At 69.4% G+C, this 23,777-nt stretch carries 17 protein-coding genes; 16 read left to right on the top strand and 1 reads right to left on the bottom strand.

The window, feature by feature from the left end; translation table 11 throughout:
- Positions 1–185: 185 nt before the first annotated feature.
- From tig to clpX, 4 genes are all read left to right on the top strand, one after another.
- Positions 186–1,574 carry a trigger factor gene (gene tig / locus MB828_RS12835; RefSeq protein ID WP_301648245.1) on the top strand — a complete coding sequence of 463 codons (1,389 nt, stop codon included), beginning with the start codon at positions 186–188 and terminating at the stop codon, positions 1,572–1,574.
- Between the two features lie 345 nt (positions 1,575–1,919).
- A complete protein-coding gene (locus MB828_RS12830) occupies positions 1,920–2,528 on the top strand; it encodes an ATP-dependent Clp protease proteolytic subunit (RefSeq protein ID WP_133022347.1) in 609 nt (202 codons plus the stop codon).
- 67 nt (positions 2,529–2,595) lie between these two features.
- Entirely contained in the window at positions 2,596–3,261 is a 666-nt protein-coding gene (locus tag MB828_RS12825; RefSeq protein ID WP_133021915.1) for an ATP-dependent Clp protease proteolytic subunit, read from the top strand.
- A 202-nt stretch (positions 3,262–3,463) separates the two neighbouring features.
- Positions 3,464–4,750 (top strand): ATP-dependent Clp protease ATP-binding subunit ClpX, encoded by a 1,287-nt coding sequence (clpX, locus tag MB828_RS12820; protein ID WP_301648244.1) that lies wholly within the window; start codon positions 3,464–3,466, stop codon positions 4,748–4,750.
- A gap of 98 nt (positions 4,751–4,848) precedes the next feature.
- On the opposite strand, the gene MB828_RS12815 is transcribed toward clpX, so the two are convergent.
- Positions 4,849–5,115: a hypothetical protein gene (locus MB828_RS12815; protein WP_301648243.1), complete on the bottom strand. Its 267-nt coding sequence runs from the start codon at positions 5,113–5,115 to the stop codon at positions 4,849–4,851.
- Positions 5,116–5,673: 558 nt separating this feature from the next.
- Between MB828_RS12815 and MB828_RS12810 the strand changes: the two genes are divergently transcribed.
- The 12 genes from MB828_RS12810 (at position 5,674) to MB828_RS12755 (ending at position 23,772) form a co-directional block, all read left to right on the top strand.
- Positions 5,674–8,298: a valine--tRNA ligase gene (locus tag MB828_RS12810; RefSeq protein ID WP_301648242.1), complete on the top strand. Its 2,625-nt coding sequence runs from the start codon at positions 5,674–5,676 to the stop codon at positions 8,296–8,298.
- Positions 8,299–8,472: 174 nt separating this feature from the next.
- On the top strand, positions 8,473–10,947 hold the full coding sequence (locus MB828_RS12805; RefSeq protein WP_301648241.1) for a SpoIIE family protein phosphatase: 2,475 nt from the start codon (positions 8,473–8,475) through the stop codon (positions 10,945–10,947).
- The gene (gene folC / locus MB828_RS12800) at positions 10,940–12,451 is read left to right on the top strand and encodes a bifunctional tetrahydrofolate synthase/dihydrofolate synthase (protein ID WP_301648240.1); all 1,512 of its coding nucleotides are present in this window, start codon (positions 10,940–10,942) and stop codon (positions 12,449–12,451) included. Before MB828_RS12805 ends, folC begins: the two co-directional genes overlap by 8 nt.
- A gap of 2 nt (positions 12,452–12,453) precedes the next feature.
- Positions 12,454–12,813, top strand: coding sequence for a DUF4233 domain-containing protein (locus MB828_RS12795; protein WP_301648239.1), 360 nt, complete (start codon positions 12,454–12,456; stop codon positions 12,811–12,813).
- 63 nt (positions 12,814–12,876) lie between these two features.
- A complete protein-coding gene (ndk, locus tag MB828_RS12790; RefSeq protein WP_132886821.1) occupies positions 12,877–13,290 on the top strand; it encodes a nucleoside-diphosphate kinase in 414 nt (137 codons plus the stop codon).
- 350 nt (positions 13,291–13,640) lie between these two features.
- A complete protein-coding gene (locus MB828_RS12785; protein ID WP_046734341.1) occupies positions 13,641–14,660 on the top strand; it encodes a rod shape-determining protein in 1,020 nt (339 codons plus the stop codon).
- 157 nt (positions 14,661–14,817) lie between these two features.
- Positions 14,818–15,771: a rod shape-determining protein MreC gene (gene mreC / locus MB828_RS12780; protein ID WP_046734342.1), complete on the top strand. Its 954-nt coding sequence runs from the start codon at positions 14,818–14,820 to the stop codon at positions 15,769–15,771.
- 14 nt (positions 15,772–15,785) lie between these two features.
- Positions 15,786–16,463, top strand: coding sequence for a rod shape-determining protein MreD (gene mreD / locus MB828_RS12775; protein WP_133021920.1), 678 nt, complete (start codon positions 15,786–15,788; stop codon positions 16,461–16,463).
- 85 nt (positions 16,464–16,548) lie between these two features.
- Positions 16,549–18,798: a penicillin-binding protein 2 gene (mrdA, locus tag MB828_RS12770; RefSeq protein WP_301648238.1), complete on the top strand. Its 2,250-nt coding sequence runs from the start codon at positions 16,549–16,551 to the stop codon at positions 18,796–18,798.
- Positions 18,795–19,991, top strand: a complete 1,197-nt coding sequence (rodA, locus tag MB828_RS12765) for a rod shape-determining protein RodA (protein WP_301648237.1) — start codon at positions 18,795–18,797, stop codon at positions 19,989–19,991. The genes mrdA and rodA overlap by 4 nt, the downstream gene beginning before the upstream one ends.
- A 191-nt stretch (positions 19,992–20,182) precedes the next feature.
- Positions 20,183–21,685, top strand: coding sequence for a CYTH and CHAD domain-containing protein (locus MB828_RS12760; RefSeq protein ID WP_301648236.1), 1,503 nt, complete (start codon positions 20,183–20,185; stop codon positions 21,683–21,685).
- A 104-nt stretch (positions 21,686–21,789) separates the two neighbouring features.
- On the top strand, positions 21,790–23,772 hold the full coding sequence (locus tag MB828_RS12755; RefSeq protein ID WP_301648235.1) for a TIGR03960 family B12-binding radical SAM protein: 1,983 nt from the start codon (positions 21,790–21,792) through the stop codon (positions 23,770–23,772).
- Positions 23,773–23,777 lie beyond the last annotated feature (5 nt).

The raw sequence follows: 23,777 nt of genomic DNA, 5'->3' as shown, positions 1-23,777 counted from the left end.
ACCTGACGGCGTCCGTCTTGATCGCCTTTTGGGGCGCTGAGCGGCTGCGGTTACTATGCAAGCTGCGCGCCCGTGTGTCCCGGCCCGCCAGACGGCGGCCTACGAACTCCTCCGGGCGGCGAAACTCCGCCGGGCCCCTCTGGCACCGGCAGAACCCAAGAAGTCAGCCACAAGGAGACCGAACCGTGAAGAGCGCCGTGGAGACCCTGAACCCGACCCGGGTTCGGCTCACTGTCGAGGTGCCCTTCGAGGAGCTCAAGGACAGCCTCGACGCGGCGTACCAGAAGATCAACCAGCAGGTCACGGTGAAGGGCTTCCGCAAGGGCAAGATCCCGGCCCGGGTCATCGACCAGCGGTTCGGTCGCGGTGCGGTGCTCGAGGAGGCCGTCAACGACGCGCTCCCGAAGTTCTACACCGAGGCGGTCAACGAGGCCGAGCTCAGCCCGCTCGGCCAGCCCGACGTCGACATCACCGAGCTGAAGGACGGCGAGACGCTGAACTTCACCGCCGAGGTCGACGTCCGTCCCGCCCTGGAGATCCCGGACTACACGGGCATCGAGGTCGAGGTCGACGCCGTCGAGGTCAGCGACGAGGACGTCGAGAAGTCGGTCGAGCAGCTCCGTGAGCGCTTCGCCTCCACCTCCCCGGTCGAGCGCGCCGCCGAGGACGGCGACGTCGTCACCATCGACCTGGAGGCCAAGGTCGACGGCGAGGTGCTGGAGGACGGCATCGCGAACGGCGTCTCGTACACCATCGGCTCCGGCGAGCTGCTGGACGGCATCGACGACGCCGTCAAGGGCAAGTCGGCCGGCGAGGAGGCCACCTTCGCCTCCGAGCTCAAGGGCGGCTCCGCGGCCGGCAAGGAGGCCGAGGTCACCGTCAAGGTCACCCAGGTCGCCGCGCGTGAACTGCCCGAGCTGGACGACGAGTTCGCGCAGCTCGCCTCCGAGTTCGACACCCTGGACGAGCTGAAGGCCGACAGCCGCAAGCGGCTCGCCAACATGAAGACGTACGACCAGGCCACCCAGGCCCAGGAGCGCGTCCTCGAGAAGCTCCTGGAGCTCGTCGAGGTGCCCGTCCCCGAGAAGCTCCTCGAGGACGAGATCAACACCCGCAAGCACAACCTGGAGCACCACCAGCTCGGCCAGATGGGTCTCGACCTCGAGAAGTACCTGGAGATCCAGGGCAAGACCGCCGAGGAGTTCGAGACCGAGACCCGCGAGGCCGCGGTCAAGGGCATCAAGACCCAGTTCGTCCTCGACGAGCTGGTCAAGAAGGAGAACCTCAACGTCAACCAGGAGGAGCTCACCGAGCACCTCATGCGGCGCGCGGCCTCCTCCGGCATGTCCCCCGACCAGTTCGCCCAGGCCGTCGTCGAGGGCGGCCAGGTCCCGCTCCTGGTCGGCGAGGTCGCCCGCGGCAAGGCCCTGGCCGTCGTGGTCGAGGCCGCCACGGTGAAGGACACCAACGGCGAGATCGTCGACCTGGACGACGAGGACGAGGACGAGACGGAGGCCCCTGAGGCCGCCACCGAGGCCACGGACGACGCTGCCGAGGAGAAGACCGAGGGCTGACCCCCACGGCGCCCATAACGGCGTGCAAGGGGGCTCCTGGGCACTGTCCCGGGGGCCCCTTTGTCATACGCGCCAGGGGTAGCGCCCCTTTAGGGGCGCGGGGAACTGCGCGACAAGCCACGGCGCACCCGTACGCGCCCACGCACCGACGCAACCACGGCGCGTAGCCATCGGCCCACCGGCGTTGCCGCTACGCCCCCGGCGAACAGCCCTCTTACCGGGATTCCCCGAAGGGACCATCGCGTTAGGGTCCATGAGTACGAGGGCAGCCAAGCCCCCGGCTACGGAAACGTGAGACGGCCCGGCGCCGTCGTAAGACGAGCAGGTGGATACGTGACGAATCTGATGCCCTCCGCCGCCGGCGAGCCTTCCTTCGGTGGTGGCCTCGGCGACCAGGTCTACAACCGGCTGCTCGGCGAGCGGATCATCTTCCTGGGCCAGCAGGTCGACGACGACATCGCGAACAAGATCACCGCGCAGCTGCTGCTGCTTGCGGCCGAGCCCAACAAGGACATCTACCTCTACATCAACAGCCCCGGCGGCTCGGTGACGGCCGGCATGGCGATCTACGACACCATGCAGTACATCCCGAACGACGTGGTCACCATCGGCATGGGCATGGCGGCCTCGATGGGCCAGTTCCTGCTCACCGGCGGTACCTCCGGCAAGCGCTTCGCCCTGCCGCACACGGACATCATGATGCACCAGGGCTCCGCCGGCCTGGGCGGTACGGTCTCGGACATCAAGATCCAGGCCCAGTACCTGCTGCGCACCAAGAAGACCATGTCCGAGCTGACCGCCCTGCACTCCGGCCAGACCGTCGAGACGATCATCCGCGACGGCGACCGCGACCGCTGGTTCACCCCGGAGGAGGCCAAGGAGTACGGTCTCATCGACGAGATCATCACGCATGCCTCCGGTGTTCCGGGAGGCGGCGGCACCGGCGCCTCCTGAGCCCGGCCACGCCACGCTCCGCCGAGACTCCAGCCCCCCGAACGCCACCAGGACGGTGAACACCCTCATGAGCAACTTCCACGGCGCCGCCGACGCCCGTTACGACGGTCCCCGGCCCGACGCCCGCTATGTCATCCCGCGCTTCGTGGAGCGCACCTCCCAGGGCATCCGCGAGTACGACCCGTACGCGAAGCTCTTCGAGGAGCGCGTGATCTTCCTCGGCGTCCAGATCGACGACGCCTCCGCCAACGACGTCATGGCGCAGCTGCTGTGCCTGGAGTCGATGGACCCCGACCGGGACATCTCGATCTACATCAACAGCCCGGGCGGCGACATGACCGCCCTCACGGCGATCTACGACACGATGCAGTTCGTGAAGCCCGACATCCAGACGGTCTGCATGGGCCAGGCGGCCTCCGCCGCGGCCATCCTGCTGGCCGCCGGCACGCCCGGCAAGCGCATGGCGCTGCCGAACTCGCGTGTGCTGATCCACCAGCCGGCCGGTTCCACCGGCCGTGGCCAGCTCTCCGACCTGGAGATCATCGCCAACGAGTTCACGCGGATGCGTGAGCAGCTGGAGGACATGCTGGCCAAGCACTCCAACCGGCCGATCGAGAAGGTCCGCGAGGACATCGAGCGCGACAAGATCCTCACGGCCGAGGAAGCGCTGGAGTACGGCATCGTGGACCAGATCATCTCCACCCGGAAGATGAACAACTCGTCCGTCCGCTGACGGAGGCCGCTGACAGAGGATGTATTCTCTGCCGCCCTTGGCACGGTTTGACCGCGTGCTCGGCAAGGTGCACGTCAAAGTGAACCGTGCCAAGGGGGGCCCGTACGAGGGGCCCGGCAAGGTACCGTCGACATAAGGCAGCACCAGGAGCCGCTGGACTCGGAAGGGTCCAGGCGTCTCCCAGGCGAAGGGGAAGCACACCGTGGCACGCATCGGTGACGGCGGCGATCTGCTCAAGTGCTCGTTCTGCGGCAAGAGCCAGAAGCAGGTCAAGAAGCTCATCGCAGGGCCCGGTGTGTACATCTGCGACGAGTGCATCGATCTCTGCAACGAGATCATCGAGGAGGAGCTCGCCGAGACGAGCGAGGTGCGCTGGGAGGAACTGCCCAAGCCCCGCGAGATCTACGAGTTCCTCGAGGGCTACGTGGTCGGCCAGGAAGCCGCCAAGAAGGCCCTGTCGGTCGCGGTGTACAACCACTACAAGCGCGTCCAGGCCGGTGAGAACGGCGGCGCCCAAGGCCGCGACGACGCCATCGAGTTGGCGAAGTCCAACATCCTGCTGCTGGGCCCCACGGGCTCCGGCAAGACGCTGCTGGCGCAGACCCTGGCCCGCATGCTGAACGTCCCGTTCGCGATCGCCGACGCGACCGCGCTGACGGAGGCGGGCTACGTGGGCGAGGACGTCGAGAACATCCTCCTCAAGCTGATCCAGGCCGCCGACTACGACGTCAAGAAGGCCGAGACCGGGATCATCTACATCGACGAGATCGACAAGGTCGCGCGGAAGAGTGAAAACCCCTCGATCACCCGGGACGTCTCCGGCGAGGGTGTCCAGCAGGCGCTGCTGAAGATCCTCGAGGGCACCACGGCCTCGGTCCCGCCGCAGGGCGGCCGCAAGCACCCGCACCAGGAGTTCATCCAGATCGACACGACGAACGTGCTGTTCATCGTGGGCGGTGCCTTCGCCGGCCTGGAGAAGATCATCGAGTCCCGGGCGGGCGCCAAGGGCATCGGCTTCGGCGCGACCATCCGCTCCAAGCGCGAGCTGGAGGCCAAGGACCAGTTCGAGGACGTCATGCCCGAGGACCTGGTCAAGTTCGGCATGATCCCCGAGTTCATCGGCCGCCTGCCCGTCATCACGAGCGTCCACAACCTCGACCGGGAAGCCCTGCTCCAGATCCTGGTCGAGCCGCGCAACGCGCTCGTCAAGCAGTACCAGCGCCTGTTCGAACTGGACGGCGTGGAGCTGGACTTCGAGCGTGAGGCCCTGGAGGCCATCGCCGACCAGGCCATCCTCCGCCAGACCGGCGCCCGCGGCCTGCGCGCCATCATGGAGGAGGTCCTGATGTCGGTGATGTACGAGGTGCCCTCCCGCAAGGACGTGGCCCGTGTCGTCATCACCGCCGACGTCGTCCACTCCAACGTCAACCCGACCCTGATCCCGCGCGACGCGCGAGGCCGCGGCTCGGGCGAGCAGAAGTCGGCGTAGCCGTGAGCCAGAGGACCCCGGCCGACCGGCCGGGGTCCTCTGGCTCACTAAGTCGCGTCGGCGACGCTTGCGCAGCGCGTCAATTGGTCAAGTGTGGGTTACGCGAAAGGGTTAGTGCTCATGCCGGTGGTACAGGAAGCGAGGAGGTCGCTTCCCTCGAACACGCCGACTTCCACGCCAGCCTTTGCTATGCCGTTGTCGTCAAGCGCGGACGAGAGGAACCCTCTGGTGGTGCCATTCCCGTCGTAGTTCCTGTGCCAAGTCCAGTTGTGCACGGTGCCATCGAACCTTTGGGTACGTAGGCGCACTCCCACGGAGTGTCCGTCGGCGTTGGTGTCAGAGACTACAAGGTCGACGTTGCTCATTGAGTACCCGTCCCGCCAGTCAAAGCTCATGTAACCGGTGGCTCTGACTGTGAAGTTGATGAACGCCTGGCAGGGTACCTGAGTTGTGGCTGAGGCGGAAGCCGAAGACAGCGGTATCGCGAACGCGGCTGCTGCAGTGGCAATGGCAACGGTTGTTCGGCGGCGCAATGGTCCTCCAGTGCAATTTGCGTGAGCCTGACAATTGCATACTGTACTTGTCGGGAGGCTTCTCGGATGTCCGGCGTACCGACTGAGCCCGCTCGGCTGGTGTGTGTTGATGGATGCCACGTGGTGCGGATCCGATCCAATGTTTTCGCGGATGCCGTGCGATAGTCGTATCGCTCGAGTGCGGTGAACAGCACGCACCGGCCATGCCCGGCTGCCACGCCCCGTACCTGCATCGGGCGCACGCGTGAACCCCTGAACCCTTCGTCCACGGCGACCCAGCCTTCGTCGGATGCCAAGAGCTACAAGGAATCCCGGCAGGTCACTGCTGGGAGGACGCCAAAGAACAAACGCGTTTCGGGACTGCCCCGGGACACCTCTAAACTGAGCCCCGTGACCGAGAACGCTCATCAGCAGCCCACAGCGCCCAGCACCGAACTGCCGACCCAGTACGCGCCGGCCGACGTAGAGGGGCCGCTGTACGAGCGCTGGGTAGAGCGCGGTTACTTCGCGGCCGACGCCAAGAGCGACAAGCCCGCGTACACCATCGTCATCCCCCCGCCGAACGTCACCGGCTCGCTGCACCTGGGCCACGCCTTCCAGCACACGCTGATGGACGCGCTGACCCGCCGCAAGCGCATGCAGGGCTTCGAGGCGCTGTGGCTGCCCGGCATGGACCACGCCGGCATCGCCACCCAGAACAAGGTCGAGCAGCAGCTCGCCGAGGAGGGCAAGTCCCGCCAGGACCTGGGCCGCGAGGAGTTCGTCGAGCGGGTCTGGCAGTGGAAGGAGGAGTACGGCGGCAGGATCCTCGGCCAGATGCGCCGGCTCGGCGACGGCGTCGACTGGGACCGCGAGCGCTTCACCATGGACGAGGGCCTGTCCAAGGCCGTCCAGACCATCTTCAAGAAGCTCTACGACGACGAGCTGATCTACCGCGCCGAGCGCATCATCAACTGGTGCCCGCGCTGCCTGACGGCCATCTCGGACATCGAGGTGGAGTACCAGGAGGACGACGGCGAGCTGGTCTCCATCAAGTACGGCGAGGGGGAGGAGACGCTGGTCGTCGCCACCACCCGTGCGGAGACGATGCTCGGTGACACGGCGGTCGCCGTCCACCCCGACGACGAGCGGTACCGGCACCTGGTCGGCAAGCGCATCAAGCTGCCGCTGACCGACCGCACCATCCCCGTCGTCGCGGACACCCACGTCGACCCGGAGTTCGGCACGGGCGCCGTCAAGGTCACCCCGGCCCACGACCCGAACGACTTCGCGATCGGCCAGCGCCACGACCTGGAGTCCATCACCGTGATGGACGAGCGGGCGGTCATCACCGTCCACGGCCCCTTCCAGGGCCTGGACCGGTTCGAGGCGCGCTCCGCGATCGTCGCGGCGCTGCGCTCGCAGGGCCGGATCGTCGCCGAGAAGCGGCCCTACGTCCACAGCGTCGGCCACTGCTCGCGCTGCAGGACCACCATCGAGCCGCGGCTGTCCATGCAGTGGTGGGTCAAGGTCGGCCCGCTCGCCAAGGCCGCCGGTGACGCGGTCCGCGACGGCCGGGTGAGGATCCACCCCGAGGACATGTCGAAGCGGTACTTCGACTGGGTCGACAACATGCACGACTGGTGCATCTCGCGCCAGCTGTGGTGGGGCCACCGCATCCCGGTCTGGTACGGCCCGGCGGGCGAGGTCGTCTGCGTCGGCCCCGACGAGCAGCCGCCCACCGGTGAGGGCTGGCGCCAGGACACCGACGTCCTCGACACCTGGTTCTCCTCCGGCCTGTGGCCCTTCTCCACCCTCGGCTGGCCCGAACAGACCGCGGACCTGCGGAAGTTCTACCCGACCGACGTCCTGCTGACCGGTCACGACATCATCTTCTTCTGGGTCGCCCGGATGATGATGTTCGGCCTCTACGCCATGGACGGCGAGGTCCCCTTCAAAACCATCGCGCTGACCGGCCTGGTCCGTGACGAACGCGGCAAGAAGATGTCGAAGTCCTTCGGCAACGTCGTCGACCCGCTGGACTGGATGGACAAGTACGGCTCCGACGCCGTCCGCTTCACCCTGGCCCGCGGCGCCAACCCCGGCACCGACGTGCCGATCGGCGAGGACTGGGTCCAGGCGTCCCGGAACTTCGCCAACAAGATCTGGAACGCGACCCGGTTCGCCCTGATGAACGGCGCGACCGTCGAGGGCCCGCTCCCGGACCCGGCCGAGATGTCGGCGACGGACCGCTGGATCCTCTCCCGTCTCAACAAGACGGTCGCCGAAGTCGACGCGTTCTACGACGACTTCCAGTTCGCCAAGCTGTCGGACTCCCTCTACCACTTCGCGTGGGACGAGGTCTTCGACTGGTACGTCGAGCTGTCCAAGACCACCTTCCAGGCGGGCGGCCGGGGCGCCGAGGTCTCCCGGCGCGTCCTCGGCGAGGTCCTCGACGTCACCCTGAAGCTGCTCCACCCGGTCGTCCCGTTCGTCACGGACACTCTGTGGACCACGCTGACCGGCGGCGAGTCGGTCGTGATCGCCGACTGGCCGGCCGACAGCGGCTTCCGCGACGACACGGCGGAGAAGGAGATCGAGACCCTCCAGTCCGTCATCACCGAGGTCCGCCGTTTCCGCGCCGACCAGGGCCTGCAGCCCGGCCAGCGGGTCCCGGCCCGTCTCACCCTGGACGGCACGGCCCTCGCCCCGCACGAGGCCGCCATCCGCCAGTTGCTGCGCCTCCAGCCGGAGGGCGACGCCTTCGCTGCCACCGCCACCCTCCCGGTCGCCGGCGCCACCGTCGCCCTCGACCTCTCGGGCACGATCGACGTCGCCGCCGAGCGCAAGCGCCTGGCCAAGGACCTCGCCGCCGCCGAGAAGGAGAAGGCACAGGCGACGGCCAAACTGGGCAACGAGGCGTTCCTCGCGAAGGCCCCGGACAACGTCGTGGACAAGATCCGAGGCCGGCTGGCCAAGGCGGACGAGGACATCGCCCGTATCCAGGCCCAGCTGGACCGCCTGCCGCAGGCGTAGCACCGAGCGTCCCCACGGGCGCCCGGCAGCCCCTCTGGTCAGGGGCCGCCGGGCGCCCGCTGCCGTCCCCAGGCACCGACAGCTCCCCGTTCCTACAATCCAAAGGTAGGAACACGACCGGAATGCGACCCCGACATCCGAGGTTGGGTGCTTTGCGGCGGAGGGAACGCCCGGATGCAGCGCCGAACGAAGACACCGCCGCACGGGGGACTCGTCCCCCTGACGGCCGTCGCGGGCGCCCTGCTCGCCGTCCTCATGGTCCTGGTCTTCGTGATGCTGGTCTGGGCGATCCAGGACGCGCGCGGCTCGCTGCTCTCCGCACGCAGCGGCAGACCGGCCCTCGACCAGGTCGGGGTGGTCGAGAAGACCGTCCTCGACGTGGAGGCCTCGCAGGAGAGCTACGTCTTCACCCAGCAGGACGAGTTCCTCAGACGGTGGCAGGCCGCACGGACGGCGTTCCCGGCCCGGTCGCAGCGCCTCGTCGACGTCAGCACGTCCACCGCCCAGCAGCGGCTCGCCGGCGAGATCCGGCAGGCCGGGCAGTCCTTCCTCGACGACTACTCGGTCCCGCTGGTCGACGCGGTCCGGCGCGGCGCCCCCGCCGCCCGCGGCGCGGCGCGGACGCTGGAGGGCGAGCGGCGCGTCCAGGCGCTCCGGGACCGGCTCTCCCGCTACCTCACCGCCGAACGGACCGCCATCGACCGGCGCGAACGCGCTCTGGAAGCCCGCATGCACACGCTGACGGTGGTGGCGTCCCTCGGAGTGGCGGGCGCGACCCTGCTGATCATCGGTTACGGCGCCTACGTGACACGGGTGATCGTCTGGCCGGTGCGCAGGATGGCCGCCACCGCGACCAGGCTCGCCGCCGGCGACCTGAGCGCCCGGGTGCCGCCCTCCGGCCGGCGGGAGATCGGCCAGCTGGAGTCGGCGTTCAACACCATGGCCGGCTCCCTGGAAAAGAGCCACCGCAGGCTCCGGCTGCTCTACGACGCCGGTACGTCCGTCGGCACCACCCTCGACGTGCGGCGGACCGCCGGCGAACTGGTCCGGGTGGCCGTACCCCGGTTCGCCGACTTCGTCACCGTCGACCTGGCACCCTCCGTGCTGACCGGCGGGGACCCGGCGGACGACGGCGACGGGACCCTGCGACGGGTCGCCCGGGGCGGTGTCCGCGACGACCCCCCGCTGGACCCGGTCGACGCCCCGGCCGGCCCGCCCCGGCCCGCCTCCGGCAGCGGCGCGGCCCTCCTGCCCGACCTGCGCACCGACCCGGCGGCCTGGGCCGGCGACGAGCAGCGGGCGGCACCCCTCCTCGCGTACGGCATGGCTTCGCTGATCACCGCGCCGCTGTCGGCGCAGGGCGTGCCGCAGGGTACCGTCGCCTTCTGGCGCACCAGGGACTCCCCGCCGTTCGAACCGGACGACCTCTCCGACGCCGAGGAACTGGCCGCGAAGACCGCCGCCGCCCTCGACAACGCGCGCCGCTACACCCGGGAGCGCGAGACCGCGCTGGCGCTCCAGCGCAGTCTGCTGCCGCACGGCCTGCCCGAGCGGCCCACCCTCGACTTCGCCTACCGCTACCTCCCCGCCGGCACCCGGGCCGGCGTCGGCGGCGACTGGCTCGACGTGATCCCGCTGTCGGGCACCCGGGTGGCCCTGGTCGTCGGAGACGTCGTCGGCCACGGCATCCACGCCTCCGCGGCCATGGGCCGGCTGCGCACCGCCGTCCGAACCCTCGCGGACGTCGACCTGCCGCCCGACGAACTCCTCACCCACCTCGACGACCTGGTCATCCACCTCGACGACGGCGCCGGGGACCCCACCGGAGAAGTCGGCTCGACCTGTCTGTACGCCGTGTACGACCCGGTCTCCCGGCACTGCTCCCTGGCCAGCGCCGGCCATCCGCTGCCCTTCGTGATCACCCCCCAGGGGGCCGTGGAGTCCGTCCCGGGCGAGGCCGGACCGCCGCTGGGGCTCGGCGGGCTGCCGTTCGAGACCACCGAACTGGACCTGCCCACCGGCAGCACGCTCGCCCTGTTCAGCAACGGCCTGGTGCACTCCCGGCACCTGGACCTCGGCCACGGCCTCGACCGGCTGCGCCGCGCCCTGGGCTCCGGCGGGCAGTCGCTGGAGGCGACCTGCGACCGGGTGGTGGCGGCGCTGCGCAGCGGCGAGCCCGCCGACGACGTGACCCTGCTGCTCGCCCGCACCCACGCCCTGCCCGCCGACCAGGTGGCCACCTGGGAGGTCCGGGCGGACCCCGAGCACGTCGCGACGGCCCGGTCGCTCACCACCGGCCAGCTCGACGCCTGGCAGCTCGAGGAGCTGTCGTTCACCACCGAACTGGTCGTCAGCGAACTCGTCACCAACGCCATCCGCTACGGCGACTCCCCGATCCAGCTCCGCCTCATCCGGGACACCGCCATGCTGATCTGCGAGGTCTCCGACGGCAGCAGCACCGCCCCGCACGCGCGCCGGGCCCGGATCCTCGACGAGGGCGGCCGGGGCCTGCTGCTGGTCGCCCAGCTCACCCTGCGCTGGGGCACCCGGCAGACCGCCGCCGGGAAGACGATCTGGTGCGAGCAGCCCCTGCCGACGGCCGAGGCGTACGCGGGCCGGCGCGGCTCCGTAGACTGGTCCCGTGAGTGATCTGCCCCCGCGCGACCCCAACGAGAGCTTCGACGACTTCGACGAGATCATCGAGGCCGAGACGGACCGCGACCCCGATCTCGCGGTGATCGAGGCCGGCAGCCGGACCCTGCGTACCCAGGGCGGCCCGCAGCAGGCCGACGTCCCGGCCCGCCCCGAGGACCCGGAGACCGACCGGGCCCTGCGCGAGGTGGAGGCGGACCTCGCCACCCGCTGGGGCGAGACCAAGCTGGAGCCCTCGGTCGCCCGCATCGCCGCCCTCATGGACGTGCTGGGCGAGCCGCAGCGGTCGTACCCCTCCATCCACATCACCGGCACCAACGGCAAGACCTCCACCGCCCGCATGATCGAGGCCCTGCTCGGCGCCTTCGACCTGCGCACCGGCCGCTACACCAGCCCCCACGTGCAGTCGGTCACCGAGCGCATCAGCCTCGACGGCGCCCCGGTCTCCGCCGAGCGGTTCATCGAGACGTACCGGGACATCAAGCCGTACGTCGAGATGGTCGACTCCCGGCAGGAGTACCGGCTGTCCTTCTTCGAGGTGCTCACCGGCATGGCGTACGCGGCCTTCGCGGACGCCCCCGTGGACGTCGCCGTCGTCGAGGTCGGCATGGGCGGCTCCTGGGACGCCACCAACGTCATCGACGGCGACGTCGCCGTCGTCACCCCCATCGACCTCGACCACACCGACCGGCTCGGCGGGACCACCGCGGAGATCGCCGGCGAGAAGGCCGGGATCATCAAGCAGGACGCCACGGTCATCCTGGCGCAGCAGCCCGTGGACGCGGCCCAGGTGCTGCTGAAGAAGGCCGTCGAGGTCGACGCCACCGTGGCCCGCGAGGGCCTGGAGTTCGGTGTCGTCGCCCGCCAGGTCGCCGTCGGCGGCCAGCTGCTCACCCTGCGCGGCCTCGGCGGCGAGTACGGCGAGGTCTACCTCCCGCTGCACGGCCCCTACCAGGCCCACAACGCGGCCGTCGCGCTCGCCGCGGTCGAGGCGTTCTTCGGCGTCGGCTCCCAGCGCCCCGAACCCCTCGACATCGACACGGTCCGCAAGGCGTTCGCCGCGGTCTCCTCGCCGGGCCGCCTCGAGGTCGTACGCCGCTCGCCGACCGTCGTCCTGGACGCCGCGCACAACCCGGCCGGCGCCCGCGCCACCGCCGAGGCCGTCGGCGAGGCCTTCGACTTCAGCCGGCTGATCGGCGTGGTCGGGGCGAGCGCCGACAAGAACGTCCGGGGCCTGCTGGAGGCCTTCGAACCGGTCTTCGCCGAGGTCGTGATCACCCAGAACTCCAGCCACCGCGCGATGGACGCGGACGAGCTGGCCGCGATCGCCGTCGAGGTGTTCGGCGAGGACCGCGTCCAGGTCGAACCGCGGCTGCCGGACGCCCTGGAGGCCGCCGTCACCCTGGCCGAGGAGGAGGGCGAGTTCGCGGGCGGCGGTGTGCTCGTCACCGGCTCCGTCATCACCGTGGGCGAGGCCCGACTGCTCCTCGGGAGGGGCTGACCATGCGTACGCTCTGTTCGTCCACCCTGATCGGCGAGTTCTTCGTGATCGGCTTCGCCGCCCTGGTCGCCATGAAGGACCCCGACCTGACCGCCGGCACGGTGTGGCTGGTCAGCGGCATCGCGATGGTCCTGTGCGTGGCCCTGTGCGGAGTGCTCACCCGGCCCGGCGGCACGGCCCTCGGCTGGGCCCTGCAGCTCGCCCTGGTCGCCTCCGGCGTCTTCGTCCCGACGATGTACTTCCTCGGCGCGGTCTTCGCGGGACTGTGGTGGGCGTCGGTGCACTACGGCCGGAAGATCGACGAGGCGAAGGCACGGTTCGCGGCGCAGGCCGAGGCCTCCTCCGCACCTGACGCTGCGTAACAGGTCCCTGGGGACGCCCTGTAGCCTCTCCTCACCGCACACGTCAGTACCGAAGGAGCCTCCGTGACCCAGCGCACCCTCGTCCTGCTCAAGCCCGACGCCGTCCGTCGCGGCCTGACCGGCGAGATCATCGGCCGTATCGAGCGCAAGGCCGGCTGGCAGATCACCGCGCTGGAACTGCGCACCCTGGACCGGGCCACCCTGGAGCAGCACTACGGCGAGCACGTCGGCAAGCCGTTCTACGAGCCGCTGGTCGAGTTCATGTCGTCCGGTCCCGTCGTCGCCCTGATCGTCGAGGGCGAGCGGGTCATCGAGGGCATCCGCGCCCTCGCCGGCCCCACCGACCCGATCGCCGCCGCCCCCGGCTCGATCCGCGGCGACTTCGGTGTGATCGTCCGCGAGAACCTGATCCACGCCTCCGACTCCGAGGAGTCCGCCGAACGCGAGGTGAAGATCTTCTTCCCGGGCCGCGCCTAGGTCCCGCGGGCCCGGACGGGCCCCGGATGGGCCCCGTACGGGACCGGTACGGAGTTTTCGTGGAAGTTTTTGACGCGCTGTCAGTCCGTCGATCCCCGTGACCTGGGACGGCCGAACGATTTCGGCCGTCCCTCGGCATATGCGTGCCGATCGGGGGAACGAGTGGCCCCGTCGGACCGTCTCCAGAAGCGAGGCGGCCCCGTACGTGCTGACAATGGCGAAGACCCTCGCGCAGTGTTCGTGCAGGCGCGTCTACGATGGAAGCCTTCACGTCACAGCACCCACTCCGCCGACCTGAAACGCCCTCAAAAGCTCCCGGGAAGGCCAGACGAATCCTGATGGGGAACTCAATGTCGTTCATCGGCCGTGACATGGCTGTCGACCTCGGGACCGCCAACACGCTGGTGTACGTCAGGGGTCGCGGGATCGTACTCAACGAGCCGTCAGTCGTCGCGATCAACACGAACACCGGTGGAATTCTCGCGGTCGGCGCGGAGGCGAAGAAGATGATCGGGCGCACGCCCGGCAACATCGTCGCCGTCCGGCCGCTGAAGGACGGCGTGATCGCCGACTTCGAGATCACCGAGCGGATGCTCCGTTACTTCATCCTGAAGATCCACAAGCGGCGCTACCTCGCGCGCCCGCGCGTGGTCGTGTGCGTGCCGTCCGGCATCACCGGCGTCGAGCGCCGCGCGGTCATCGAGGCCTCGTCGCAGGCCGGTGCCCGCCAGGTGCACATCATCGAGGAGCCCATGGCCGCCGCCATCGGCTCCGGCCTGCCGGTCCACGAGGCCACCGGCAACATGGTGGTCGACATCGGCGGCGGCACCACGGAGGTCGCGGTCATCTCGCTCGGCGGCATCGTCACCGCCCAGTCCATCCGCGTCGCCGGCGACGAACTGGACAACGCGATCATCCAGCACATCAAGAAGGAGTACAGCCTCCTCCTCGGTGAGCGGACCGCCGAACAGATCAAGATCACGATCGGTTCCGCGTACGAACTCGACTCCGACGAACACACCGAGATCCGCGGCCGCGACCTGGTGTCCGGGCTGCCGAAGACCGTGGTCATCTCCGCCGCGGAGGTCCGCAAGGCGATCGAGGAACCGGTCAACGCGATCGTCGACGCCGTCAAGACCACCCTCGACAAGTGCCCGCCGGAGCTGTCCGGCGACATCATGGACAGGGGAATCGTGCTGACCGGCGGCGGAGCCCTGCTGCGCGGTCTGGACGAGCGGCTGCGCCGCGAGACCGGCATGCCGATCCACATCGCCGAGGACCCGCTGGACAGCGTGGCGCTCGGTTCCGGCAAGTGTGTCGAGGAGTTCGAGGCCCTCCAGCAGGTCCTCGACGCCCAGCCGCGCAGATGAGGCAACTCTTCGATTCCGCCGTACGAGATGATCTCCTCTCGTGCGGCGGATCGTTGATATAGAGGCATAAGCTCACACAAAACGAGCGCTGCTTCCCCAACACCCCATACGACGAAGCTCCCCCAAGTTCCTATCGAGGAAGGCACGGCCGCCGCACGTGAGGGACACGAAAGAGAGCCGGCTGCTCCTGGTCCTGCTGATCGCCATCGCGTTCGCGCTGATCACGGTGGACATCCGAGGAGGCCGGAACTCCCCGGTCGACGGCGCCCGGCAGGCCGCCGCCGCGGTCTTCGGCCCGATCGAGAACGGCATGTCGACGGTGGTGGACCCGGTGGGCAACGCCGTCTCCGCCATCCGTGACTCCGGCGACCGGCACGACCGCCTCGCCCGGCTGGAGAACCAGAACGCGGCCCTCAAGGCGAAACTCGGCAGCGACGACCGCAACCGCAGCCGCCTGGCACAGCTCGACAAGATGCTGAACATCGCCGCCGAGGGCCAGTACGGCATCAAGGGCGCCCAGGTCATCGCCATAGGGTCGGCACAGGGCTTCTCCTGGACCATCACCATCGACGTCGGCTACAACGACGGCATCAAACGGGACATGACCGTCCTCAACGGCAGCGGTCTCGTCGGCCGCGTCACCACCGTCGGCCCGGACGCCTCCACCGTGCTCCTCGCCAACGACCCCGACTTCACCGTCGGCACCCGCATGGAGGGCAGCGACGAACTCGGCTTCGCCTCCGGACAGGGCGACCGCCCGCTGCGCGTCGAACTCCTCAACGGCAAGGCCGAGGTGAAGAAGGGCGACCGGCTCGTCACCTTCGGCTCCCAGGCCGACAAGCCCTTCGTGCCCGGCGTCCCGGTCGGCACCGTCACGAGCGTCGACCCCTCCAACGGCGGCCTCACCCGCACCCTGTACGTCACGCCGTTCGTGTCGTTCACCAAGCTCGACGTCGTCGGCGTGGTCGTCCAGGCACCCAAGAAGGACCCACGCGACGAAGTGCTCCCGGCCAAACCGAAACCCACCCCGACCCCTACGGTGACCGTCACGGTCACCCCGTCCGCGTCCGCTGACGCGAACGGGACCGACACCAACGGCGAGCAGCAGTAGGAGCTGAATCCCCCATGCGCGTCAACCGGATCCTGCTCTCCTCCGCCCTCGTCGTCGTCGCCCTGGTGATCCAGGTGAGCGTCCTCGCCCGCCTGCACCTGCCGGGCGCCGTCCCCGACCTGATGCTCCTCACCGTCCTCGGCCTCGCCATGGTCTACGGCCATGTGGGCGGCGCCCTCGTCGGCTTCGGCGCCGGACTGCTCGCCGACCTCGCCCCGCCCGCCGACCACGCGGCCGGCCGCTACGCCCTGGTGCTGTGCGTCGTCGGCTACTTCGCGGGCCTCATCAAGCCCGAGAACGGCCGCCTGAAGTCCGCGACCGGCCCGATGCTCGTCGTGGTCGCCGCCGCCATCGGCTCCACGCTGCTGTACGCGGGCGTCGGCGCCCTCGTCGGCGACACCGCCGCCCGGCACGTCGGCATGACGAGCCTGCTGGTCACGGCCGCCCTGTACGACCTGCTGCTCGCCCCGTTCGTGGTCCCCGGCGTCATGGCACTGGCCCGCCGCGCCGACAACGACCCCCTCACGGAGGCCAACTCCGGTACCAAGGGCGGGAACGTCTCCGCGGGCTGGATCTCCTCCGGCACCGGACTGCGCATCGGCGGCCAGCGCGGCGGCCTCGGCTCCCTGAAGGCCAGGGCCCGCACCCGCACCGTCCGGGTCGGCCGCATCAAGGGGGTCAAGCGCCTGTGAGCACGGCGGAGTTGGGCGGCGGAGCCATTCACAGCTCCGTCGTATATGACACGTACACACACCGCTGAGAGGGGGAGGCAGCCCAGTGACCAACATTCCCGAGACCGGCCGGACCCCACGGGTCCAGATCCGGCTCGTCGTCATCCAGATCCTCGTCCTCTCGCTGCTCGGCACCCTCGGCGGCCGCCTGTGGTACCTGCAGATCCGTGAGGGCTCCGCGTACCAGAAGGAGGCCTCCGGCAACCACGTCCAGCAGGTCGTCGACCCCGCCGTGCGCGGCTCGATCCTGGACGCCCGCGGAGTGCCCCTCGCCGACAACGAGACCCGCCTCGTGGTCTCCGCCTCCCGTACCGACCTGCTCAAGCAGAAGGACGACGGCAAGGCGGTCCTCACCAAACTCGCGGGCGTCCTCGGCATGAAGCCCGAGGAGGTCGTGCAGAAGGTCCGCCTCTGCGACGCCAAGACCCCCCAGCCCTGCTGGAACGGTTCGCCGTACCAGCCGATCCCGATCACCGACGAGGCCACCGCCAAGCAGGCCCTGCAGATCCGCGAGCGCTCCGAGGACTTCCCCGGCATCACCGCCGAGCCCGAGGCCGTGCGCCGCTACCCGGCCCCCGGCAAGGCCCACACCGCCCAGGTCCTCGGCTACCTCTCCCCGGTCACCGACGACGAGATCCAGCAGGCCAAGGACACCTCCTCGCCCTACCTGCGCTCCGACATGGTCGGCCGCTCGGGTCTCGAGCGCGAGTACGACAAGGAACTGCGCGGCAAGGCCGGCGTCACCCGCTACGAGGTCGACAACCTCGGCCGCGTCATCGGCAAGGCCAAGTCCGACGCCGCCGAACCCGGCGCCAACCTGGTCACCAGCATCGACTCCCGCGTCCAGCGGGTCGCCGAGTACGAGCTGGACAAGGCGATGAAGGTCGCCCGCCAGCAGTACGACAAGATCACCCAGGAGAACTACAAGGCGGACTCCGGTGCCGTCGTCGTCATGGAGGCCAAGACCGGCCGGATCGTCGCCATGGCCTCCGCGCCGGACTACGACCCCAACGTCTGGGTCGGCGGCATCTCCGGCAAGGACTACAAGGCCCTCACCGGCAAGAACTCCGACTACCCGCTGCTCAACCGGGCCATACAGGGTCAGGCAGCGCCCGGTTCGACGTTCAAGGTGGTCTCCACCGCGGCCGCCGTCCAGGCCGGCTACGTGTGGGACGGCGGCTACCCCTGCACCAGCTCCTACTCCGTCGGCGGCCAGGTCTTCAAGAACTTCGAGGGCGAGAACTTCGGCCCGATCTCGCTCGGCCGGGCCCTCGAGGTCTCCTGCGACACCGTCTTCTACGGCCTCGCCGACCGCGAGTGGAAGAAGGACGGCGGCATCAACCCGAAGAAGGGCGAGCCGAAGGACTGGTTCTTCAAGACCGCCCACCAGTTCGGCCTCGGCAAGGAGACCGGCGTCGACCTGCCCAACGAGGTCACCGGCCGGGTCCCCGACCGCCAGTGGAAGCTCGACTACTGGAAGGCCAACAAGGACGCCTGGTGCAAGTCCGGCAAGAAGGACGGCACCTACGTCGAGAAGATCGAGTACGAGAACTGCCTCGAAGGCAACAAGATGCGCGAGGGCGACGAGATCAACTACTCCATCGGCCAGGGCGACACCCTCGTCACGCCGATCCAGGAGGCCATGATCTACGGCGCCGTGGCCAACGGCGGCACCGAGTACCAGCCGACCATCGGCAAGGCCGTCATCAGTGCCGACGGCAAGACCGTCCAGGAGATCAAGCCCAAGGCGGTCCGCAAGCTGCCCGTCAGCCAGGCCACCCTCAAGGGCATGGACGACGCCTTCGCCGGCGTCATCACCCGCGGTACCGCCGCCTGGAAGTTCGGCGGCTGGCCGCAGGACAAGATCGCCCTGCACGGCAAGACCGGTACCGCCGAGGTCTACGGCAAGCAGACCACGTCCTGGCTGGCCACCTACAGCAAGGACTACACGGTCATCATGACCATCGCCCAGGCCGGTACCGGTTCCGGTGCCTCCGGTGAGGCGGTCCGCAACATCTACAGCGCGCTGTACGGCGTCGGCGCCGACGGCTCCATCGACAAGAACAAGGCGCTGCTCTACACCCCGCAGAAGGGCCTGCCAAAGGTCCGCACGGACGGCACCATCGCCTCACCGAAGATCTCCAAGGACCCGGTCAAGGACTTCCAGGCCTCGCAGCAGGGCGACAAGCAGGACGACGGCCAGACTCCGGCCGCCACCACGGCCTCACCGTCGACGGGCAACCGCAACACCCGCAGGCGACCGCGCAGGCGGGGAAGCCGGAGGATGCTCACATGACCGGCAACAGCTTCTCCGTCTCCGGATACGGCCCGGCGCGGGCCGGCTGGACCCGGGTCTTCGCCCGGGACTCGCTGGCCCGCCGCCTGGACTGGCCGATGCTGCTGGCGGCGATCGCCCTGTCCCTGCTGGGCTCGCTGCTGGTCTACTCGGCGACCCGCAACCGCACCGAGATCAACCAGGGCGACCAGTACTACTTCCTGCTGCGGCACCTCATGAACACCGGTATCGGGCTCGCCCTGATGATCGGCACCATCTGGGTCGGCCACCGCCAGCTGCGCAACGCCGTACCGATCCTCTACGGCCTCTCGCTGGTCGGCATCCTCGCGGTGCTCACCCCGCTGGGCGCCACCATCAACGGCAGCCGCAACTGGATCGTCTTCGGCGGCGGCTTCTCGCTCCAGCCCGCCGAGTTCGTGAAGATCACGATCATCCTGGGCATGGCGATGATACTGGCGGCGCGGGTCGACGCCGGTGACAAGAAGTACCCCGACCACCGCACCGTCCTGCAAGCCCTGGGCCTGGCCGCGGTGCCGATCCTGATCGTGCTGCTCATGCCCGACCTCGGCACCGTCCTCGTCATGGTGACGATCATCCTCGGCGTGCTGCTCGCCTCCGGCGCCTCCAACCGCTGGGTCTTCGGCCTGCTCACCGCCGGTGTGATCGGCTGCGTCGCGATCTGGCAGCTGCACATCCTGGACGAGTACCAGATCGCCCGCTTCGCCGCCTTCGCCAACCCGAGCCTCGACCCGGCCGGCGTCGGCTACAACACCAACCAGGCCCGGATCGCCATCGGCTCCGGCGGCCTGACCGGCGCGGGCCTCTTCCACGGCTCCCAGACCACCGGCCAGTTCGTGCCCGAGCAGCAGACCGACTTCGTCTTCACGGTCGCGGGGGAGGAGCTCGGCTTCGTCGGCGCGGGCCTGATCATCCTGCTCCTCGGGGTCATCCTGTGGCGCGCCTGCCGTATCGCCCGCGAGGCGACCGAGCTGTACGGCACGATCGTCGCGGCCGGGATCGTGGCCTGGTTCGCGTTCCAGGCGTTCGAGAACATCGGCATGACCCTCGGGATCATGCCGGTCACCGGCCTCCCGCTGCCGTTCGTCTCGTACGGCGGCTCGTCGATGTTCGCGGTCTGGGTGGCGGTGGGGCTGCTCCAGTCGATCAGGTCCCAGCGGCCCATGTCGGCATAGGAGAAGCGGTTCGGGGAACCCGGCAGGGTGAGGGCGTCCTTCGAGGCGTGTCCGGGGCGTGTGCGCCCCAGATGCTTGGCGAGTTCACTCCAGCCGCTTGGCGTGTTCACCCCAGCCGCACTCTCGGTCTCCCTCTGATTCACCCACTGTGACCTCTGCCCTCGCGGCGGCCGGACGATTAGATTCAGTTCATGGCGGATACGAAGCGTGAAATCGAGCGCAAGTACGAGTCCGACGACAGCGGCCTGCCCGACCTGACCGGGGTCGCCGGTGTGGCCGGCGTCCTCGACAAGGGCACCACGGAACTAGACGCGACCTACCACGACACCTCGGACCTCCGGCTGGCCACGGCCGGCATCACCCTGCGCCGCCGCAAGGGCGGCAGCGACGCCGGCTGGCACCTGAAACTCCCCGTCGCCCCCGGCGTCCGGGACGAGATCCACTCCCCCCTCGCGGACACCGTCCCCGACGAACTCGCCGCCCTGGCCCGCTCCCGGGTCCGCGAGGGCCAGCTGATTCCCGTGATCCGCCTGCGCACCACACGCGACGTACAGAACCTCGTCGACGCCAAGGGGCATCTCCTCGCCGAGGTGAGCGTGGACCGGGTCCGCGCCGACCGGCTCTTCGGCGGCAAGGGCACCGCCCAGTGGACCGAGATCGAGGTCGAACTCGCCGACGGCGGCGACCCGGCCTTCCTCGACAAGGCGGAGAAACGGCTGCGCAAGGCGGGCGTACGACGCTCCGACTCCCCGTCGAAGCTCGCCCGGGCCCTCGCCGAGACCCAGGGCGGCAAACCGCACCCCGAGCCGGCCCCCGGCAAGCCCGTCACCGCCGGCGACCACGTCCTCGCCTACGTGCGCGCCCAGCGCGACGCCATCGTCGCCCTCGACCCGGCCGTCCGCCTGGACACCGAGGAGGGCGTGCACGACATGCGGGTCGCCACCCGCCGGCTGCGCAGCACGTTCCGCTCCTTCGGCAAGGTGCTCGACCGGAAGATCACCGACCCGGTCGCCGCCGAGCTGAAATGGCTGGCCGGCGAACTGGGCGTGGGCCGCGACCTGGAGGTCCTCGCCGAACGCCTCACCGCCGCCCTCGCCGACGTACCCCCCGCCCTGGTCTCAGGACCCGTCCACGACCGCCTGCGGGCCTGGGCCGACGCCGCCGAGCGCGGCTCCCGGCACCGGCTGCTCGGCGTCCTGAACTCCCGCCGCTACCTCAACCTCCTCGACACCCTCGACACCCTGGTCGTCGACCCGCCCCTGCTGAAGGCGGCGGCGAGGAAACCCGCGAAGGTGCTCACCAAGGCCGTACGCAAGGACTTCGACAAGGTCACCCACCTGATCGAGACCGCCATGGCCGAGCCCCGCGGCCGCGACCGCGACCTGGGCCTGCACGAGGCCCGCAAGAAGGCCAAGCGCACCCGCTACGCCGCCGAAGCGGCCCGCCCCGCCCTCGGCAAACCAGCGAAGGACCTGGTCAAGTCCATGAAGTCGCTCCAGTCCCGGCTCGGCGAACACCAGGACAGCGTGATGGCCCGCGAAACCGTCCGGGAACTGTCCGCGGTCGCGCACGCGGCCGGCGAGAGCGCGTTCACCTACGGACTCCTCTACGGCCGCGAGGAACAGCGGGCCGCCGACACGGAGGCCGGGATCCCGCACGCCTGGAAGAAGACCAGGAAAGCGGCGCACGTCTGAGCGGACGTACGGGGGACACCGCCGGGCACGTTAGGCTAGATGGTCACCCTCCCCCCAGCCCCACGGCCGGGGGTGCCCCCAGTCAGCTCACAAAGGTCCGCGAGATGCCTGCCGAAGCCGCAGCCCACGTCGCCGAGTCCGTGTTCCCGCAGCTGGAAGCTCTGCTCCCGCACGTGCAGAAGCCGATCCAGTACGTCGGCGGAGAACTCAACTCCACGGTCAAGCCATGGGAGTCCTGCGACGTCCGCTGGGCGCTCATGTACCCGGACGCCTACGAGGTCGGCCTGCCCAACCAGGGCGTCATGATCCTCTACGAGGTCCTCAACGAGCAGGAGGGCGTCCTCGCCGAGCGCACCTACAGCGTGTGGCCGGACCTGGAGGCGCTGATGCGCGAGCACCGCGTCCCGCAGTTCACGGTGGACAGCCACCGCCCGGTGAAGGCCTTCGACGTGTTCGGCCTGTCCTTCTCCACCGAGCTGGGCTACACCAACATGCTCACGGCCCTGGACCTCGCGGGCATCCCCCTGGAGTCCAAGGACCGCACCCTCGACGACCCGATCGTCCTCGCGGGCGGCCACGCCGCCTTCAACCCCGAACCGATCGCGGACTTCATCGACGCGGCCGTCATCGGCGACGGCGAGCAGGCTGTCCTCGACATGACGAGGATCATCCGCGAGTGGAAGGCGGAGGGCCGCCCCGGCGGCCGCGAGGAGGTCCTCTTCCGCCTCGCCAAGACCGGCAGCGTCTACATCCCGGCCTTCTACGACGTCGAGTACCTCCCCGACGGCCGTATCGCCCGCGTGGTCCCCAACAAGTCGGGCGTCCCGTGGCGCGTGTCGAAGCACACCGTCATGGACCTCGACGAGTGGCCCTACCCCAAGCAGCCGCTGGTCCCCCTGGCCGAGACGGTCCACGAGCGGATGTCCGTGGAGATCTTCCGCGGCTGCACCCGCGGCTGCCGCTTCTGCCAGGCCGGCATGATCACCCGCCCGGTCCGCGAGCGCTCCATCACCGGCATCGGCGAGATGGTCGACAAGGGCCTCAAGGCGACCGGCTTCGAGGAGGTCGGCCTCCTGTCCCTCTCCTCCGCCGACCACTCCGAGATCGGCGACATCGCCAAGGGCCTGGCCGACCGCTACACCGAGGACAAGATCGGCCTCTCCCTGCCCTCCACCCGCGTCGACGCCTTCAACATCGACCTGGCCAACGAACTCACCCGCAACGGCCGCCGCTCCGGCCTGACCTTCGCCCCCGAAGGCGGCTCGGAACGCATCCGCAAGGTCATCAACAAGATGGTCTCCGAGGACGACCTCATCCGCACGGTCTCGACGGCCTACGGCAACGGCTGGCGCCAGGTCAAGCTCTACTTCATGTGTGGCCTGCCCACCGAGACCGACGACGACGTCCTCCAGATCGCCGACATGGCGACGAAGGTCATCGCCAAGGGCCGCGAGGTCTCCCGCTCCAACGACATCCGCTGCACGGTGTCGATCGGCGGCTTCGTCCCGAAACCCCACACCCCCTTCCAGTGGGCCCCGCAGCTCTCCGCCGAGGAGACCGACGCCCGCCTGGAGAAACTGCGCGACAAGATCCGCGGCGACAAGAAGTACGGCCGCTCGATCGGCTTCCGGTACCACGACGGCAAGCCCGGCATCGTCGAGGGCCTGCTCTCCCGCGGCGACCGCCGCATCGGCGCGGTCATCCGCGCGGTCTACGAGGACGGCGGCCGCTTCGACGGCTGGCGCGAACACTTCTCCTACGACCGCTGGATGGCCTGCGCCGACAAGGCCCTCGCCCCCTTCGGCGTGGACGTCGACTGGTACACCACCCGCGAGCGCACCTACGAGGAGGTCCTCCCCTGGGACCACCTCGACTCGGGCCTCGACAAGGACTGGCTCTGGGAGGACTGGCAGGACGCCCTCGACGAGACGGAGGTCGAGGACTGCCGCTGGACCCCCTGCTTCGACTGCGGGGTGTGCCCGCAGATGGACACCAGCATCCAGATCGGCCCGACCGGCAAGAAACTCCTGCCGCTGACGGTCAAGAACGCGGACCCGACACCGGCTCCGAGCGGTCACACGCACTGAGGTGG

The organism is Streptomyces arenae (genome assembly GCF_022343545.1).
Taxonomy (GTDB): domain Bacteria; phylum Actinomycetota; class Actinomycetes; order Streptomycetales; family Streptomycetaceae; genus Streptomyces; species Streptomyces humi.
This window is presented reverse-complemented; position numbering and strand designations above follow the sequence as displayed.

What these genes read in the sequence shown, in the direction of transcription:
- rodA (WP_301648237.1), top strand. Translation starts at nt 18,795, where the DNA reads ATGACCGGCAACAGCTTCTCCGTCTCCGGATACGGCCCGGCGCGGGCC.
- MB828_RS12825 (WP_133021915.1), top strand. Translation starts at nt 2,596, where the DNA reads ATGAGCAACTTCCACGGCGCCGCCGACGCCCGTTACGACGGTCCCCGG.
- MB828_RS12760 (WP_301648236.1), top strand. Translation starts at nt 20,183, where the DNA reads ATGGCGGATACGAAGCGTGAAATCGAGCGCAAGTACGAGTCCGACGAC.
- MB828_RS12755 (WP_301648235.1), top strand. Translation starts at nt 21,790, where the DNA reads ATGCCTGCCGAAGCCGCAGCCCACGTCGCCGAGTCCGTGTTCCCGCAG.
- MB828_RS12785 (WP_046734341.1), top strand. Translation starts at nt 13,641, where the DNA reads ATGTCGTTCATCGGCCGTGACATGGCTGTCGACCTCGGGACCGCCAAC.
- MB828_RS12815 (WP_301648243.1), bottom strand. Translation starts at nt 5,115, where the DNA reads ATGAGCAACGTCGACCTTGTAGTCTCTGACACCAACGCCGACGGACAC.
- mreD (WP_133021920.1), top strand. Translation starts at nt 15,786, where the DNA reads ATGCGCGTCAACCGGATCCTGCTCTCCTCCGCCCTCGTCGTCGTCGCC.
- MB828_RS12805 (WP_301648241.1), top strand. Translation starts at nt 8,473, where the DNA reads ATGCAGCGCCGAACGAAGACACCGCCGCACGGGGGACTCGTCCCCCTG.
- MB828_RS12830 (WP_133022347.1), top strand. Translation starts at nt 1,920, where the DNA reads ATGCCCTCCGCCGCCGGCGAGCCTTCCTTCGGTGGTGGCCTCGGCGAC.
- MB828_RS12795 (WP_301648239.1), top strand. Translation starts at nt 12,454, where the DNA reads ATGCGTACGCTCTGTTCGTCCACCCTGATCGGCGAGTTCTTCGTGATC.